Origin of the sequence: Flavobacterium sp. 90 (assembly GCF_004339525.1) — a bacterium.
In the GTDB taxonomy this organism is placed as follows: Bacteria; Bacteroidota; Bacteroidia; order Flavobacteriales; family Flavobacteriaceae; genus Flavobacterium.
The window spans coordinates 4089967-4105309 of sequence record NZ_SMGE01000001.1 but is presented as its reverse complement, the minus strand read 5'-3'; the positions used below and the strand labels follow the sequence as shown (position 1 = coordinate 4105309).

Sequence of the window (15343 nt, the reverse complement as noted above, 5' to 3'; positions counted from 1 at the left end):
TCTGGGGTCAGAAGCCAGATGGTTTTTTTTTGTACTTATAGGCTTTTTTTTTTAGATTAATTTTTATTTAATTTTTTCAGACTTCGTTTTTATTGACAGCCTTTCCCTTCCAAAATAATGGATCCTGAATCAGTGTAGCTATAATTGACTTCAATAACACTACATACTACTTTTAGAATATGATCTAAATCTTCGTCATTTAGGAAACTCGCTGTTATTCGGCAGTTTTTAATATTTTCATTCATTGAAATTTTTACCTTATATTTTTGAGCAATAAGTGCTGCCGCTGCTTCCATATTGATATCATCCAGAATCAGGTAATTGCTTTTCCACTGTGTCACTACAGCAGCACTTACATTATTCTGTTCAAAGCTCAAGGTGTTTTTGTCAACTTTAATCTGTTGATTAGGAGTAATTACACCATATATTTTCTCAGTGTCTCCAACCTGTACTTTACCTCTTGTAACCGTAACTTCAATATTAGCAGACGAATTGCGTGCATTAATATTAAAAGCCGTACCTAAAACTTTAGTCTGAACCTTGCCGGTATGTACTATAAAAGCCTTTTTTTCGTTGTGGTGAATATCAAAATAAGCTTCTCCGGTAAGTGTTACTTCACGCGTTTTATCGTCAAAAGAGTTCTTGTTATATTCCAGACTACTGTTATCATTTAAAAGAACAGTACTTCCGTCAGGTAAATGAATTAATTGTTTTCCGCTGAAAGCAATTAATGCATTTTCTTCCGCAACAACATGTTGTTCAACCTGAGCAGGAACTACAGGATTTGATTTAAAAAGAAAAGTACTGCCAATAGCTGCAAATAGAGCAATACTAGCCGCTGCAAAAAGAATACGAAGTATCTTTTTTCTATTTCTTCTTTCAGGAGAAAAAGTTATTAGTTTTGATTCGTCTTTAGATTGAGATAAGATTTTATTCAGAATAATTTCTCCCTGTTTCTCATCCATAAAATCTGAAACTTCACTTTCTTTTAATGAAGTATAAATTCCATCTTTTATAAAAACATCATATTGATCGGTTTTTACAATTTGCATGAATTGTTCCAATTCTTGATCTGAAAGTTTACCTTGCAGATAACGACCAAATAATTTTTCGAATTCTTCTTTTTGCATCTCTTTATAATTACTATTTGTAGTAGGTTTTTATGTATTCAGGCAATTAATATCAATATTTCTAAAATTGAAAAATAGTTTTCTTCTTAGAGTTTATGAAGCCCGTATATTATAAAGACAATTTAAAAGACAGGAAGGAGTAGTCTAAAGTTAAAAAAAAGTAAAATTATTTTAAACAAAAAGATAATCCACTCAAAAACAAACAATTAAATTATATATTTTGAGTAAAAAAATAACCAAAACTTATTATAATAAGATTTATATGACGCGCAAGTTGCACGCGAATTAGTTTTAAGGCTTGTGCCATATGTTTCTTTACAGTTAAAGGCGATATATCAAGTATTTCAGCAATTTTCTGATGGCTGAGCCCTTCAACTTTAGCCATTTGATATATTTTTTGTTGCTGTGGCGGAAGTTTGAGTAAGATTTGGCTTAAAAGTATATTATACTGTTCATCTTTTAAAAAAGAATCAGTTGCATTAAATGACGAATCAGTATGTTTCAGAACATTTTTAAAAGTATCTTCTCTTGCTATTTTTTTAATCATATTGAAAATCTGGTTTCTACCCGAAATAAAAAGATAACTTTCAAAATCTGTTATATCTGTAAGTTCTTCTTTTTTAAGCCAAATTTTCATAAATACATCCTGAACCACCTCTTCCGAAAGGGTTTTGGATTTGGTAATTTTCAAAGCAGATGAGTAAACAACGTTTTTATATCGATTGTATAAAGTTGTGAAGGCTATTTCGTTTCCCTGCGACAATTCAAACAAAAGTTTATTTTCGTCAAGATTAGAATTTATAGCCATTTAAAAGTAATTATTAGATTTTACAATATTATTAATTTTCTAAGACTTCTATAATCTATCTCAATAAAAAGTATCAGAAATGTCATTTTGACAATTTTTCATCAATGAATACTACAACTTTCCAAAATATACGTAATATTATTATATATAGTTTAGTGGCATGTTCAAAATTTTAAAGCTAAATCTTACAGCTTATCTTAACAAATAATTTACGTTATTTTTATCTTGGTACTTTTACAGCACAATCGAGCAAAAAACATGTTCAATCAGAATAAAACCCGTTATTCCTGATAAAAAATAGGACTATAATAAATTCTAAGTGGAGTAACTGACACAAAAGCAGAAAACAAAACAAATGCCCCTTAAAATCAATGGGGTTAAATATAAAATAGAATTTTTCGAATCTTAAAAAATCCTGATTAAAGATAGAGATGCTTTATTTATGTGAATTATAGTTTAGAATCATTTATCAGTTTTTCAACTTGCACTCTACTTTTCCATTTCTTGACTTCTAATTCACGTTTGTAAGCCAATGATTTGGTCTCAAATTTCTCAAAATATATTACAATCCAATCTTTTACTTTTCCTGTAAATCCAGAATGATTTGATAAATGTTTACGTAATCGTTCTTCTAAACCTTCAGATGTATGTCCAATATAATATTGATTTAAAGCCTTTGAGTATAAAATGTAGAAAAAATTCATATGCTTTTTTATTTAGTTTTTCTATGTGAACGCAGAAGGATTCGAACCTTCGACCGTCCCGATTGAAATCGGGATGCTCTATCCAGCTGAGCTATACACTTAAACCATTTTGTATAAAACAAAAAAGCCCCTCGATTTGAGTGGCTTTTTTATGTGAACGCAGAAGGATTCGAACCTTCGACCGTCCCGATTGAAATCGGGATGCTCTATCCAGCTGAGCTATCCACTTAAACCATTTTGTATAAAACAAAAAGCCCCTCGATTTGAGTGGCTTTTTTATGTGAACGCAGAAGGATTCGAACCTTCGACCGCCTGCTTAGAAGGCAGGTGCTCTATCCAGCTGAGCTATGCGTCCTTATTTTTAAACTTAAAACTTAACCTTCTGATCGTCCCGATTCAAAATCGGGATGCTCTATCCAGCTGAGCTATGCGTCCTTATTTTTAAACTTAAAACTTAACTTTCTGACCGTCCCGATTCAAAATCGGGATGCTCTATCCAGCTGAGCTATGCGTCCATTTTTAATAAAACAAAAAAGCCACTCGTTTGAATGGCTTTTGATGTGAACGCAGAAGGATTCGAACCTTCGACCGCCTGCTTAGAAGGCAGGTGCTCTATCCAGCTGAGCTATGCGTCCATTTGTTTTAAAACTTTATGGCAAAGTTTTAGTCGGGGTGGCAGGATTCGAACCTGCGGCCTCCTGCTCCCAAAGCAGGCGCGATAACCGGGCTACGCTACACCCCGAAAATTCTATCAGTGCTTTTCCTAATTTTAATCAGGACACGATAATCGAATTTCTTCAATACCCAATAAGCAAATTATTCCGCGGAGAGACAGGGACTCGAACCCTGGCGACGATTACTCGTCGACAGATTAGCAATCTGCTCCATTACCGCTCTGGCACCTCTCCAAGCTCAAGAAACGTGTTCTGTTTTGCGGTTGCAAATGTAAGACAACATTCCATATCTCACAACTATTTCGGCGCTTTTTTTTCACTTTTTTCAATCTTTTTTTTAAACCGCTTAACAATCAAACAAATAGAATTAACAAAAATTTGATATTAAATTTAAAATCCAATCGAATTGCCCCAAAATTTGAATTTATTCAAATAAAGAGTAAATTTGCTTGATTAACTAATATTAACAGAAAATGAACAAAAGAGTTGTTATCGTTTCTGCCGTTAGAACACCTATCGGAAGTTTCATGGGAGGTTTATCTACCGTACCCGCACCAAAATTAGGTGCTGCCGCTATAAAAGGAGCACTACAAAAAATTAACCTTGACCCAAAATTAGTTGATGAAGTATTCATGGGGAATGTGGTTCAAGCCGGAGTTGGACAAGCGCCAGCACGTCAGGCTGCACTTTTCGCAGGACTTTCTGAAGAAGTTGCTGCAACTACAGTAAACAAAGTTTGTGCTTCTGGAATGAAAGCTGTTATGTTTGCTGCTCAGGCAATCGCTTGTGGCGATGCGGAGATTGTAGTTGCCGGAGGAATGGAAAACATGAGTTTGATTCCACATTACGTACAAATGCGTAACGGAAACAAATTTGGTCCTGCAACAATGCTTGACGGAATGCAAAAAGATGGCTTGACAGATGCTTACGATAACAACGCAATGGGAGTTTGCGCTGACTTATGTGCAACTGAATACAACATCAGCCGAGAAGAACAAGACAATTTTGCTATTCAATCTTATGAAAGAAGTGCAAAAGCCTGGGATGCCGGAAAATTCGAGAACGAAATTGTTCCTGTAGAAGTTCCGCAAAGACGTGGCGAACCAGTTATTGTTTCTAAAGATGAGGAATACACTAATGTAAAATTGGATAAAATTCCTTCTTTAAGTGCTGTTTTCACAAAAGACGGAACTGTTACTGCCGCAAACGCTTCAACAATCAATGACGGAGCTGCAGCTTTAGTTTTAATGTCTGAAGAAAAAGCAAACGCATTAGGATTAAAACCTCTAGCCTACATAAAAGGTTATGCAGATGCTGCTCAGGAACCAAAATGGTTTACTACGAGTCCTGCAAAAGCATTACCGAAAGCCTTAGATAAAGCAGGAATTGCAATTGGCGATGTTGATTATTTCGAATTCAACGAAGCATTTGCAGTTGTTGGATTAGCCAATTCAAAAATTCTTGGTCTTGATAACGATAAAGTAAACGTTAATGGTGGTGCAGTTTCATTAGGACATCCTCTTGGATGTTCAGGAGCGAGAATCATCGTAACTTTACTTAATGTTTTAGAACAAAACAATGCTAAAACCGGAGCTGCTGCAATTTGCAATGGCGGTGGTGGAGCATCAGCAATTGTTATCGAAAGAGCTTAAACAACATATCTTAGGAGTTATTTTTAAATGAAATAACTCCTAATTTTTTCAACTAATAAATTACCCTAAATGTTCGGAATTTGCAATCTAGCCATAGTACCCGTTCGATCTGAGCCAAGCGACAGAAGTGAAATCGTTACACAACTTTTGTTTGGTGAACACATTGAGATTTTAGAACGCCAAAATCAATGGGCCCGAATAAAAATACAATTCGACGACTACGAAGGTTGGGTAGATTCTAAACAATATCAAATTATTTCAGAGGCAAATTATAAGCAATTAAGCAATGACGCCATTATTCTTAACGCAGATTTGATTGATTATATCAGTGCGCCTGATAATTTATTATTACCAATTCCGCTTGGAGCCTCTTTATCATTTTTGAATAATAGCGAAATCAATACTGCAAACTTTGATTTCGAAGGCACCAAAACAAGTGGTACAAAACCTAAAAGTGCCTTAATCAATACCGCTTTTATGTATTTGAACGCACCTTATCTTTGGGGTGGAAAAACACCTTTTGGAATTGACTGTTCGGGCTTAACCCAAATGGTTTACAAACTAAACGGATACAAAATACACCGCGATGCTTCACAACAAGCTCTTGAAGGCGAACCTTTGAGTTTTATCGAAGAAAGCGAAGCTGGAGATTTAGCCTTTTTTGACAATGCCGAAGGAAACATCATTCACGTAGGTATTATAATGGACAATAATTACATCATTCACGCAAGTGGAAAAGTACGCATTGACCGTTTAGATCATTTGGGAATCTACAATCCGGAACTCAATAAACACACCCATAATTTGCGCGTAATCAAGAAGATTATTTAATTCTTTTTCCAAGATTTAAAAAAATATTACGCTTGGCTTTGTTAATTTTTAAATAAACTATTTAGTCAAACAGCAAAATTGTTGTACTTTTACAACAAATCAGTTGTATCATGGCAAAATTAGCACCAAAAACAAAACCTTTTGACACTCAAAGAAGCATTGATAATGCGTCTGGAAAAGTCATCTCTATCAGAAAGTCTACACTTTATTCTGGCGGAAAGGAATACAGTTGGAGTAATAAATTGGAACGCGTGGGAGTTATCAGATCTGGTATTCCATACGATTCAATTGAAGAAATTAGCCGACGATTAAACAATCCCGTAAAATCAGTTTTAGCTATTGTAGGTATTCCACAAACTACTTACAACAAGAAAAAAAGTGAACATTTACTACTAGATAGTCGAGATAGCGAACTTGTAATTCTAATAAATGAATTGATAGATTACGGCTTGGAAGTTTTTAACCATGAAGAAGAAAAATTTCAAAGATGGTTAAAAAAACCTAACCTTTCTATTGGCGGAAGCACACCTGAGAATATGCTCGATACAATGACGGGAATCAACGAGGTAAAATTTAGCCTTAACAGATTAGAATTTGGAAATCTGGCGTAATGATAGTATTTAGAATCGAAAGAGAAAAATACCTCACCACTACCCTAACCGGAATTGGAGCTTCAATGACCGAAGGTTATCGCTGGAATAGTCTTAATACTAGAATAGTGTACACAGCTGACAGTAGAGCTTTGGCAACACTTGAGGTTTCGGTACATTTAGATCTAAGCGAAGATTTACCTTCTGATCGTTTTTATGTAGAAATTGAAATTCCGGACGATATCCTGATTCAGGAAGTCAACATAAAAGATTTACCGGACATCTGGAATTCAAAACCACCATCTTTAATAACTCAAACTATTGGAGATGATTTTGTATATTATAACGAAACTGCAATACTAAAAGTCCCAAGTAGCATCGTACCTCAGGAATTTAATTATCTGATCAATCCAAATCACGAAGATGCTTCAAGAATTAAAGTTCTAAGCACCAAAAAAATGATTTTTGATTCTCGATTCAAACACTAATTTCACAGATTAGCACAGATTTATTTATTCTTTTTTGCCACAGATTAAAGGATTAAAAATGATTTTTAAATCTGTGTTAATCTGTGAAATCTGCGGCAAAAATAATTCGTAAAAATTCGATCAATTCGTGGAAAAAAAATAAATCCGCCAAAATCCGCGTCATCCGCGTGCCATTATCAACGCTAGATTAGAAAATCATTCTTATCCAAATAATCTGTGGCAAAAACAATTAGCGAAAATTTGTGCAATTTGTGGCAAAAAAAATCCGCCAAAATCCTTGTCATCCGCGTGCCAATATCACGCGCTAATTCGAATCACTTTTCTAAACTCAGACGGACTATTCCCTCTCTGTTTTTTAAAGAATTTATTAAAGTGACTTTCATCCGTAAAACCAAATTCATACGCAATTTCGTTTATACGTTTATCACTAAACTGCAAACGATGTTCGATCAATTTTGTTTTATAATTGCTGATATATTGCTGCATCGTTTCGTTCGCGTGTTTCTTAAAATAACGTCCTAAATAAGTATTTGAGATTCCAAAATAATCACTAATCGATTCCGCTTTAATTCGTTCCGGATAATAAATATTATTCTGAATATATTGTAGAATATCCATTGCTTTAGCCTCACAACCAATATTTACCTGTTCCGGCAAATACTTGGCAATATTTCGGGCAACCACAATAATCAAAGTATTCACCAATTGCTGAATCAATTCTTTATTATAAACATCTTTATCCTGATGCTCGCGAATAATTGCTTCAACCATTACTTTTACCAGACATTTATCGGCATCATTTTTCAAAATACAACCTGGCTGATGATTTGCATTTTGCAGAATATATTCTAAACGCTGAATATTCTCATTCTGCAAACTTGAATTTTTCAAATAAATATCATTAAATCTCAAAAAGAAAAACTTTGTTTCGGTTTCAATCGTAAAGTTATGACAATCCTCAGGCGTCAATAAAAACAAATGTCCCGCATCATATTCAAAAATATTCTTGTTGATACATTGTCTTCCCGTTCCCTCTAAAATATAAACCAATTCAAAGAAATTATGACGATCTCCAACATCCGGATATTCATCCAGCGTTTCAAAAGAAACCGTAAAAGGCTCGTATAAATTTTCTTTTTTCATAATGTACTTTATTAATTCGGCTACAAATTTACATAAAAAAGACAAATATATACAACTTAACACTCTTAAAAATGGTATAATTTTGCCAAACAAATTTTAAGCAATAAAACATAAGACTATGGAATATAGAAAATTAGGCAATACTGAACTTGAATTATCAACTATTACATACGGCGCATTTGCTATTGGCGGAAACATGTGGGGCGGAAACGAAAAGAAAGATTCAATCGACTCCATTCACGCATCAATCGATCACGGCGTAACCACAATCGACACCGCTCCTTTCTACGGATTTGGATTAAGCGAAGAAATGATTGGAGAAGCTTTAAAATCAAAAGACCGTTCAAAAGTTCAACTATTAACTAAATTTGGATTGGTTTGGGACGGAAGCAATCAAGGCAAAGGCGAATTCTTTTTTGATGCCGAAGACAACGGAAAAAAAATTCCGGTCTATAAATACGCATCAAAAAACAATATTATCAAAGAAGTCGAAGAAAGCTTAAAACGTCTTCAAACAGATTATATCGATTTATTACAAATTCACTGGCCAGACGCTACAACTCCAATTCACGAAACAATGGAAGCTTTGGAAACCTTGATTCAGCAAGGAAAAATCAGAGCAGCTGGAGTTAGTAATTACAGTGTCGACCAAATAAAAGAAGCTCAAAAAACAATACAATTAGCCTCAAATCAAGTACCTTTCAGCATGTTGAATCAGGCAATTCAAACTGATTTAGTTCCACTTACAATTGAAGAAAACATCGGAATCATAGCTTACAGTCCAATGGAAAGAGGTTTATTAACCGGAAAATATTTTACCGACAGTAAACTAAAAGACAACGATCACAGAAACGGATATTTCGGTCAGTTTGATCTTCAAAAAGTAAAAACTTTGGTCGAAGAATTAAGTTCATTAGCTAACGCAAAACACATTTCAATTTCACAATTAGTATTGCGTTGGACGACTTTACAGAAAGGAATTACCATAGTTTTAGCCGGAGCAAGAAACGCAGAACAAGCTATTTCAAACGCAAAAACATTAGATTTTGACTTATCTGTTTCTGAATTAGATTTTATAAATGAGGCAATTTCAAAATTAAAATAATAAAAAATCTCACAATTTAAATAATAAGAATTTGGGCGTGTCCCAAGGGCCGGGCTATCCATTACAATCTTTTGTGCCGAACCCCGGCACAAAAGGATTTTCACTACTATCCCTCACGCAACCCAGATTCATTAGAACAAAAAGTAAAATGAAAAAAATATTTATCATCAACGGAAGTCAAAATTTCGCACATTCAGGTGGAAAATTCAATGAAACCGTTACCGGTTGGACAATCGAATACTTGAAAAGTAAAAATTACGAAATCAAAACAACCGACATTAAACAAGATTTTGACTTAGATCAAGAAGTAGAAAAGTTCGTTTGGGCAGATGCAGTAATTTATCACACACCAGTTTGGTGGTTTCAATTGCCAAACCTTTTCAAAAAATATATCGACGACGTTTTTACTGCCGGACACCAAAAAGGAATTTACAAAAGCGACGGAAGAAGCAGAGTAAATCCTGATATCAATTACGGAACCGGTGGAATGCTACACGGACGCAAATATATGTTAACAACAAGTTGGAATGCGCCTGCAACAGCATTCACACTTCCGGGAGAATTCTTCGAAGAAACATCTGTAGATGATGGAGCTATGTTTGGTTTCCATAAAATGAATAAATTTGTAGGAATGGAAAAACTGAAAGGTTTTCATTTTCATGACGTTGAAAAAGGCGCAACTGCCGAAAATATTGATATCTTTAAGAAAAACTACACCAAACATTTGGAACAAATCTTTAAAACTCTATAATTATGATCTCAATTACAGCAATTTTTAAAAGCAAACCCGAAAATATAGAACAAGTTCAAAACATGTTAAATCATTTGGTTACCGAAACCAGAAAAGAAGCTGCTTGTGCTCGTTACGACCTTCACCATAGTGATAATGTTTTTATTATTTGGGAAGAATGGCAAGATCAACCAGGTCTTGACATCCATAATAATCAACCTTATTTGCTTGACTTTATTAGCAAAAGCGAAAATTTAGTGGCTGCACCAATTCAGGTTTATAAAACAGTACAAATCTTGTAATCTAAAAACAATGAGAGCATTATTAACGAATACTTACGAATCTGAATTTGTAAGCACCGAAATCGAAAAACCAACTCCTAAAAAAGGAGAAGTTTTAGTCAAAATACATGCAAGCGGCGTAAACCCAATCGATAACAAAATCAGACTTGGACTTTCGCCTTATGCATCACCCGTTTTACCTGCTGTTTTAGGAACAGATCTCGCCGGAGTAATCGAAGCAATTGGCGAAGGCATTACAGAATTTAAAGTTGGAGACGAAGTTTACGGACTTGCCGGAGGAGTTCTTGGACTCCAAGGAACTCTAGCCGAATATACTGCTGTCGACGCTGATTTATTGGCCATAAAACCAAAAAACTTAACCATGAAAGAAGCTGCCGGAGTTCCGCTGGTATTGCTTACCGCTTGGGAAGGTTTGATTGACAGAGCCAGAGTACAAAAAGGCGACAAAGTTCTTGTTCACGCTGGCGCTGGTGGCGTTGGTCATATGGTGGTTCAGCTTGCCAAAAATCTTGGAGCTGAAGTTTATGCAACTGTTTCTGAACAAAAAGCAGATCTTGTAAAATCATTTGGAGCAACTCCAATTGATAAAAATACTCCAGTTGAAGATTACGTAAATCAATACACAGGCGGAAACGGTTTTGACATTATTTACGATACTCTTGGCGGACAATCTTTGGATAATTCATTAAAAGCAATTCGTCATTATGGTCAAATTAGTAGTTGCGCTGCTTTTGGAACACATACTTTGGCAACAAGTTCACTTCGTTCTGCAAGTATTCATGGCGTTTTTGTACTTCATCCAATGATTGGTAACGAAAAAAGAAAACATCATGGTGATATCCTAAAACAAACTACAAAACTAATCGAAGAAGGAAAATTAAAACCAATTATCGATCCTAGAAATTTCACTTTAGACAATGCTATCGAAGCGCATAAAGCTGTAAGCGACGGCTCTTCTGTAGGGAAAATTGTTGTTGATATAATTTAACGATATTAAGTCCCTAACGGGACTTTTTTTTGCTTGTGTATTTTTTTCCTACCAATATTTTGTCCCGATGGGACATTCTAAAAATTCCATATAAAACAAAACATACGTATTTAAAAGCTCCTTTAGGAGCATAATATTGGTAAAAAGACCTATTACGCTTACAATTTATCCCATAGGGATTACATTCTAATTACGTCAACAAAATGCGACTAATTTTCACATTAAAAAAAGTTATTGTTAATATTATACTTTAAAAAACACTTCAAAAAAACTAACTTGCCTCATATTTAAAACCATAACAATATGAGTCATTATCATCTTGCCGAAATTAATATTGCCAAAATGAAAGGAGTCGATATTAACGATCCAATCATGAAGGAATTCACAGATAATTTAGAACTCATCAATACTTTAGCCGAAAATAGTGATGGATTTGTCTGGAGATTAAAAGATGATAGTTATAATGCAACAAATCTGAATCCATATAATGACGAACAGATTATTGTAAATGTTTCGGTTTGGGAGAACATTGAAACTCTCGAATATTATATGTACAAAACCTTTCACAGTGATTTTTTAAAACGTCGTAAGGAATGGTTTCTGAAATTTGGAAAAGCTCATACCGCTATGTGGTGGATTCCAAAAGGACATATTCCGACTCTTGAAGAAGCTGTTGAGAAACTGGATTATTTACAGAAAAATGGAGTTTCAGAACTTGTTTTTGATTTAAGAACAAAGTTTCCTGCACCAAATGAAAGTAAAGAAAAAGCGAAATAAAAATTTTATTTCGCTTTTTATATTTAGTGCTAATCGCTAAATGAATTATTATTTTTTAGTTGCCGCATCAAATATCCTGCAATAATTTCCACCACCAATTTTAGCAATTTCTTCTTCTTTAAAACCAGCATTTAATAAAGCTTCAACAACGGTATAATAAAAACCATCTTTTTGAACTTCCCAGGAATGGTTTGTATCCTGAGGGCCTTTTTGATTTTTTTTATCATTTTCCTTTTTTGGTTGTCCATTTTGTTTGTTCTCAAAACCAACTTGTTTTCCATCCTCTTTTTTACCATTTTCCGGTCTTTGTCCCTGATCATTTGGGGAGCGATATGCCGGTGTTAGTTTAGTATCAGTTCCTATACAAACATGGTCAACACCAACTACATCAACCATTGCTTTAATATTATCAGCAAATTCTGTAGGTGAATCTGCGAGATGCGTCCAAACGCCAATTACACCACCATTATCTGCTACAATTCTAGCTTGTTCCTTACTTATTAGTCGGGGTTTCATCATTTTAGACATAAACTCATTTTGACCGAGTCTGCTATTCAAACCTGTATGAGAAATCAAAACCGGTTTTTTTGCAATTTTCAATGCTCCATTAACCGTATTATCATCACAATGCGACAAATCTACCAAGACACCTATTCTTTCGCATTCCTTAATTACTTCAGCACCAAAAGTTGTAAGTCCGCCCCATTGCGGCGACTTCGTAAAAATATCACCAAGAGGTACCGACGCATCATTGTCATGAAGTAAACCTAAATGTCTCAAACCCCGATCGTACGCAATTTGCAAACGCTCGATTTTACCTTCAAGAAAATGTCCCCCTTCTACAGATTGTATTACAATTGGCTGCTTAATTTTGTGTGCCAATTGCAAATCTGCAAAATTTAAGGCACGTTTCATATTATTGCTTTTTAATATTTCATCCATTGCCGATAGTCCGTTTATAAATCTTTCATAAGCATCGCCTGGATTCACTAACTTTTGATAATCAACTGCAAAAGTCATACAAATGGCAGACAAACCAGATTTTTTTAATTCGCCTGCCAAATCAACTTTTGGTCCTGGAAGTTCTGATTTTATTAACGGAACATCAATATGATTATGAGTATCAATCCCTAAAGTTCTAGCAACAATTTCAGCTATTCTCGGATCACGATCAATTGCAGCCCATGATAAAAACGGACTTAACATTATTGCTGCTCCTGCTCCACTCATCGCTGTTAAAAAACTTCTGCGATTCCATTCTTGATTACTGCTCATTTATACTGATTTGAAAATTGTGAAACGAAAATAAAATTTGATTATACAAAAAAACACTTTTTTCACATTAACCAATCAATTATTATACAGATCAAAAGCAACACACGACCAATAGCACAAATTAAGCTATTAAATTTTTATTAAAGTTTAAAAAAGATTCATGGCCAGACTATTTAATTCCGCCAAAAGCGCCAAAACACATATTCTTGTGCAAAATTTCTACGCTCGTAAACCCAATCTTCTTCATTAAATCCAATTGATAATTCATTGATCTTGGCGTATCTTCTTTTTCTACATAATCCAAAACTTTCTGACGATATTCTGCCCCGCCAATTCCTTCTAAATAATCGCCATAACGCTGCCAAGTATATTCGTTTAACAATTCAGTATCCTGAGTAATTAAATCCGAAATCATAAAACATCCGCCTAGTTTTAATAATTTGAATATTTTAGTAAAAGTCGTTTCCCAATCCTGATCATCACGCAAATGATGCAAAACTGCTCCAGCCAAAATAATATCAAAATGATTTTCAGGTAAATCGACTTCTCTAATATCACCGTGTTTTATTGCAACATTTCCATTAGTTTCTTTTGAAACTCTTTCAAAAGCACGATCCAACATTGGCAAACTCAAATCGACCAAAGTGCAATTCAAATTCGGAACTTTCGAAAGCATTTTTAAAGTATAATTTCCGGCGCCACATCCAATATCCAAAACATTAACCGCATTTGGAACAATTCTTTTAGAAGCTTCTGTAATTAATTCTAAAGAAATTGTAGCGTCGATTGTTGCCACTTGCCCGGTTTCTAAATTCGAAAATCGCTCGACATCATTGTCAAATCTTTCTCTGATCTCTTCAATAGTTGATTTTTTCATAGTTTTTTGTTTTTAATTGGCCACGGGTTTTAAGGATTAAACTGGTTTGTGCAGATTTTTTATAATATACTTTGTCTGTTTTTTTTGCCACTCCCGATAGCTATCGGGATAAAATGACTACAGAGATTATCTCTAAGAATAATCAAATTTAAATTTTAAAAATCATTTTAAATAATCTTAATCTGTGGCAAAAAAATAAAAAATCCGCACAAACCAGTTTAAATCCGCGTCATCCGTTTGCTATCTATTTTTTTATCAAAACTACCATTTTGATATATACTTCAAAAATACTATTTTTATCAATTATCAATACTTAATAGGTATTTATGGAATTACGTCACTTAAAATATTTTTTGGCTGTAGCCGAAGAATTAAATTTTACCAAAGCTGCCGAAAAACTATTTATTTCGCAACCGCCATTAAGCAGGCAAATTATCGAACTCGAAGAAGAAATTCAAGCGAAGCTTTTTATCAGGAACAATAAAAAAGTAGCACTTACAGAAGCCGGAAAATATTTTGAAAAAGAAGTCAGAGAACTTTTTCAGAATCTCGAGCGCATTTCCGTGAAAACGAAAAAAATAGCCCAAAATGTTTCCGGCGAATTCAGAATAGCTTATATAAGTTCGATTTATTCGGCTGTAATTTCTAAATTGATAAAACATCTGAAAGAACAATTTCCATATGTGAATTTCAAATTATTTGAAGTTTCAACAACCAAGCAAATCGACGCTCTGGAACAAGGAAAAATCGAACTGGGAATTATTCGTTCTCCAATAAAATCTCCTAAAATAAAATCACAATTGTGGTTTCAGGATGGGTTTTCGGTTGTTTATAATAAAAGCCTGATTCAAATTAATTCCGAAAAAGAAATTTCGAATCTAAAAGACGAAACTTTTGTTTTTTTTAACAAAGATTATGCGCCACATTATCACGAAGTTTTACTGGAACTTTGTGCATTTTATGGCTTCACGCCAAAAGTAGTGCACGAAGCAAACAATATCAATTCGATCGTACAATTGGTCAAAAACGGATTAGGAATTTCAATTGTTCCTTCAAACATTGCCACGAACAATCAAGATTCTGAAATTGGTTTTATCGAATTAAAAAAAGTGAATTTGTTTACGGATGTTTCGCTAATAACTTCAAAAGAAGACGATTCTGAAATTACTAAATCTGCAGTTGCTTTTTTATTGAATTTTAAGAAGTAGTGTTGCCACGAATTGCACAAATTTTCGCGAATTATTTTTAATATGGAAATCCGTAAAAATT

16 protein-coding genes and 6 tRNA genes are annotated in these 15343 nt (G+C 34.2%); 10 read left to right on the top strand and 12 right to left on the bottom strand.

All coding sequences use genetic code 11. From position 1 onward, the window contains the following. Window positions 1–89: 89 nt before the first annotated feature. From C8C83_RS17325 to C8C83_RS17285, 9 genes are all read right to left on the bottom strand, one after another. On the bottom strand, window positions 90–1130 hold the full coding sequence (locus C8C83_RS17325) for a FecR family protein (protein WP_121329658.1): 1041 nt from the start codon (window positions 1128–1130) through the stop codon (window positions 90–92). A gap of 211 nt (window positions 1131–1341) precedes the next feature. Next, window positions 1342–1938, bottom strand: coding sequence for a sigma-70 family RNA polymerase sigma factor (locus C8C83_RS17320; RefSeq protein ID WP_121329657.1), 597 nt, complete (start codon window positions 1936–1938; stop codon window positions 1342–1344). A 449-nt stretch (window positions 1939–2387) separates the two neighbouring features. Next, a complete protein-coding gene (locus C8C83_RS17315; RefSeq protein WP_121329656.1) occupies window positions 2388–2642 on the bottom strand; it encodes a GIY-YIG nuclease family protein in 255 nt (84 codons plus the stop codon). 29 nt (window positions 2643–2671) lie between these two features. Then, window positions 2672–2743: transfer RNA gene (locus C8C83_RS17310), tRNA-Glu, on the bottom strand. Between the two features lie 53 nt (window positions 2744–2796). Next, window positions 2797–2867: transfer RNA gene (locus C8C83_RS17305), tRNA-Glu, on the bottom strand. A 56-nt stretch (window positions 2868–2923) separates the two neighbouring features. After that, window positions 2924–2997 (bottom strand) — tRNA-Arg (locus C8C83_RS17300). A 206-nt stretch (window positions 2998–3203) separates the two neighbouring features. Continuing rightward, window positions 3204–3277: transfer RNA gene (locus C8C83_RS17295), tRNA-Arg, on the bottom strand. A gap of 32 nt (window positions 3278–3309) precedes the next feature. Beyond that, window positions 3310–3384 (bottom strand) — tRNA-Pro (locus C8C83_RS17290). A gap of 82 nt (window positions 3385–3466) precedes the next feature. Beyond that, a tRNA-Ser gene (locus C8C83_RS17285) sits at window positions 3467–3550 on the bottom strand. A 239-nt stretch (window positions 3551–3789) separates the two neighbouring features. Here C8C83_RS17285 and C8C83_RS17280 point away from each other — a divergent pair. From C8C83_RS17280 to C8C83_RS17265, 4 genes are all read left to right on the top strand, one after another. Continuing rightward, window positions 3790–4968 carry an acetyl-CoA C-acyltransferase gene (locus tag C8C83_RS17280; protein WP_121329655.1) on the top strand — a complete coding sequence of 393 codons (1179 nt, stop codon included), beginning with the start codon at window positions 3790–3792 and terminating at the stop codon, window positions 4966–4968. 69 nt (window positions 4969–5037) lie between these two features. Then, complete coding sequence (locus C8C83_RS17275; RefSeq protein ID WP_121329654.1) at window positions 5038–5799, top strand: C40 family peptidase; 762 nt, start codon at window positions 5038–5040, stop codon at window positions 5797–5799. 110 nt (window positions 5800–5909) lie between these two features. Next, complete coding sequence (locus tag C8C83_RS17270) at window positions 5910–6410, top strand: antitoxin Xre/MbcA/ParS toxin-binding domain-containing protein (protein WP_121329653.1); 501 nt, start codon at window positions 5910–5912, stop codon at window positions 6408–6410. Beyond that, a complete protein-coding gene (locus C8C83_RS17265) occupies window positions 6410–6877 on the top strand; it encodes an RES family NAD+ phosphorylase (RefSeq protein WP_121329652.1) in 468 nt (155 codons plus the stop codon). Before C8C83_RS17270 ends, C8C83_RS17265 begins: the two co-directional genes overlap by 1 nt. Before the next feature lie 297 nt (window positions 6878–7174). Here the strand turns inward: C8C83_RS17265 and C8C83_RS17260 are convergent, their stop codons facing one another. Continuing rightward, complete coding sequence (locus tag C8C83_RS17260; RefSeq protein WP_121329651.1) at window positions 7175–8020, bottom strand: AraC family transcriptional regulator; 846 nt, start codon at window positions 8018–8020, stop codon at window positions 7175–7177. 118 nt (window positions 8021–8138) lie between these two features. Between C8C83_RS17260 and C8C83_RS17255 the strand changes: the two genes are divergently transcribed. From C8C83_RS17255 to C8C83_RS17235, 5 genes are all read left to right on the top strand, one after another. Continuing rightward, window positions 8139–9125 carry an aldo/keto reductase gene (locus tag C8C83_RS17255; protein WP_121329650.1) on the top strand — a complete coding sequence of 329 codons (987 nt, stop codon included), beginning with the start codon at window positions 8139–8141 and terminating at the stop codon, window positions 9123–9125. A gap of 148 nt (window positions 9126–9273) precedes the next feature. After that, window positions 9274–9876 (top strand): NAD(P)H-dependent oxidoreductase, encoded by a 603-nt coding sequence (locus tag C8C83_RS17250; RefSeq protein ID WP_121329649.1) that lies wholly within the window; start codon window positions 9274–9276, stop codon window positions 9874–9876. 2 nt (window positions 9877–9878) lie between these two features. After that, window positions 9879–10157, top strand: a complete 279-nt coding sequence (locus C8C83_RS17245; RefSeq protein ID WP_121329648.1) for a putative quinol monooxygenase — start codon at window positions 9879–9881, stop codon at window positions 10155–10157. A 10-nt stretch (window positions 10158–10167) separates the two neighbouring features. Then, window positions 10168–11145: a zinc-dependent alcohol dehydrogenase family protein gene (locus tag C8C83_RS17240; RefSeq protein ID WP_121329647.1), complete on the top strand. Its 978-nt coding sequence runs from the start codon at window positions 10168–10170 to the stop codon at window positions 11143–11145. A 303-nt stretch (window positions 11146–11448) separates the two neighbouring features. Continuing rightward, window positions 11449–11922, top strand: coding sequence for a DUF3291 domain-containing protein (locus C8C83_RS17235; RefSeq protein ID WP_121329646.1), 474 nt, complete (start codon window positions 11449–11451; stop codon window positions 11920–11922). 48 nt (window positions 11923–11970) lie between these two features. Here the strand turns inward: C8C83_RS17235 and C8C83_RS17230 are convergent, their stop codons facing one another. Both C8C83_RS17230 and C8C83_RS17225 read right to left on the bottom strand, forming a co-directional pair. After that, entirely contained in the window at window positions 11971–13197 is a 1227-nt protein-coding gene (locus tag C8C83_RS17230) for a membrane dipeptidase (protein ID WP_132011824.1), read from the bottom strand. A gap of 169 nt (window positions 13198–13366) precedes the next feature. Then, window positions 13367–14074 carry a class I SAM-dependent methyltransferase gene (locus tag C8C83_RS17225; protein ID WP_121329645.1) on the bottom strand — a complete coding sequence of 236 codons (708 nt, stop codon included), beginning with the start codon at window positions 14072–14074 and terminating at the stop codon, window positions 13367–13369. 326 nt (window positions 14075–14400) lie between these two features. Between C8C83_RS17225 and C8C83_RS17220 the strand changes: the two genes are divergently transcribed. Further along, window positions 14401–15282, top strand: a complete 882-nt coding sequence (locus tag C8C83_RS17220; RefSeq protein WP_121329644.1) for a LysR substrate-binding domain-containing protein — start codon at window positions 14401–14403, stop codon at window positions 15280–15282. Window positions 15283–15343: the final 61 nt, after the last annotated feature.

Coding starts and splice junctions, on each gene's coding strand:
- C8C83_RS17325 (WP_121329658.1), bottom strand. CDS start 1,130: ATGCAAAAAGAAGAATTCGAAAAATTATTTGGTCGTTATCTGCAAGGT.
- C8C83_RS17320 (WP_121329657.1), bottom strand. CDS start 1,938: ATGGCTATAAATTCTAATCTTGACGAAAATAAACTTTTGTTTGAATTG.
- C8C83_RS17315 (WP_121329656.1), bottom strand. CDS start 2,642: ATGAATTTTTTCTACATTTTATACTCAAAGGCTTTAAATCAATATTAT.
- C8C83_RS17280 (WP_121329655.1), top strand. CDS start 3,790: ATGAACAAAAGAGTTGTTATCGTTTCTGCCGTTAGAACACCTATCGGA.
- C8C83_RS17275 (WP_121329654.1), top strand. CDS start 5,038: ATGTTCGGAATTTGCAATCTAGCCATAGTACCCGTTCGATCTGAGCCA.
- C8C83_RS17270 (WP_121329653.1), top strand. CDS start 5,910: ATGGCAAAATTAGCACCAAAAACAAAACCTTTTGACACTCAAAGAAGC.
- C8C83_RS17265 (WP_121329652.1), top strand. CDS start 6,410: ATGATAGTATTTAGAATCGAAAGAGAAAAATACCTCACCACTACCCTA.
- C8C83_RS17260 (WP_121329651.1), bottom strand. CDS start 8,020: ATGAAAAAAGAAAATTTATACGAGCCTTTTACGGTTTCTTTTGAAACG.
- C8C83_RS17255 (WP_121329650.1), top strand. CDS start 8,139: ATGGAATATAGAAAATTAGGCAATACTGAACTTGAATTATCAACTATT.
- C8C83_RS17250 (WP_121329649.1), top strand. CDS start 9,274: ATGAAAAAAATATTTATCATCAACGGAAGTCAAAATTTCGCACATTCA.
- C8C83_RS17245 (WP_121329648.1), top strand. CDS start 9,879: ATGATCTCAATTACAGCAATTTTTAAAAGCAAACCCGAAAATATAGAA.
- C8C83_RS17240 (WP_121329647.1), top strand. CDS start 10,168: ATGAGAGCATTATTAACGAATACTTACGAATCTGAATTTGTAAGCACC.
- C8C83_RS17235 (WP_121329646.1), top strand. CDS start 11,449: ATGAGTCATTATCATCTTGCCGAAATTAATATTGCCAAAATGAAAGGA.
- C8C83_RS17230 (WP_132011824.1), bottom strand. CDS start 13,197: ATGAGCAGTAATCAAGAATGGAATCGCAGAAGTTTTTTAACAGCGATG.
- C8C83_RS17225 (WP_121329645.1), bottom strand. CDS start 14,074: ATGAAAAAATCAACTATTGAAGAGATCAGAGAAAGATTTGACAATGAT.
- C8C83_RS17220 (WP_121329644.1), top strand. CDS start 14,401: ATGGAATTACGTCACTTAAAATATTTTTTGGCTGTAGCCGAAGAATTA.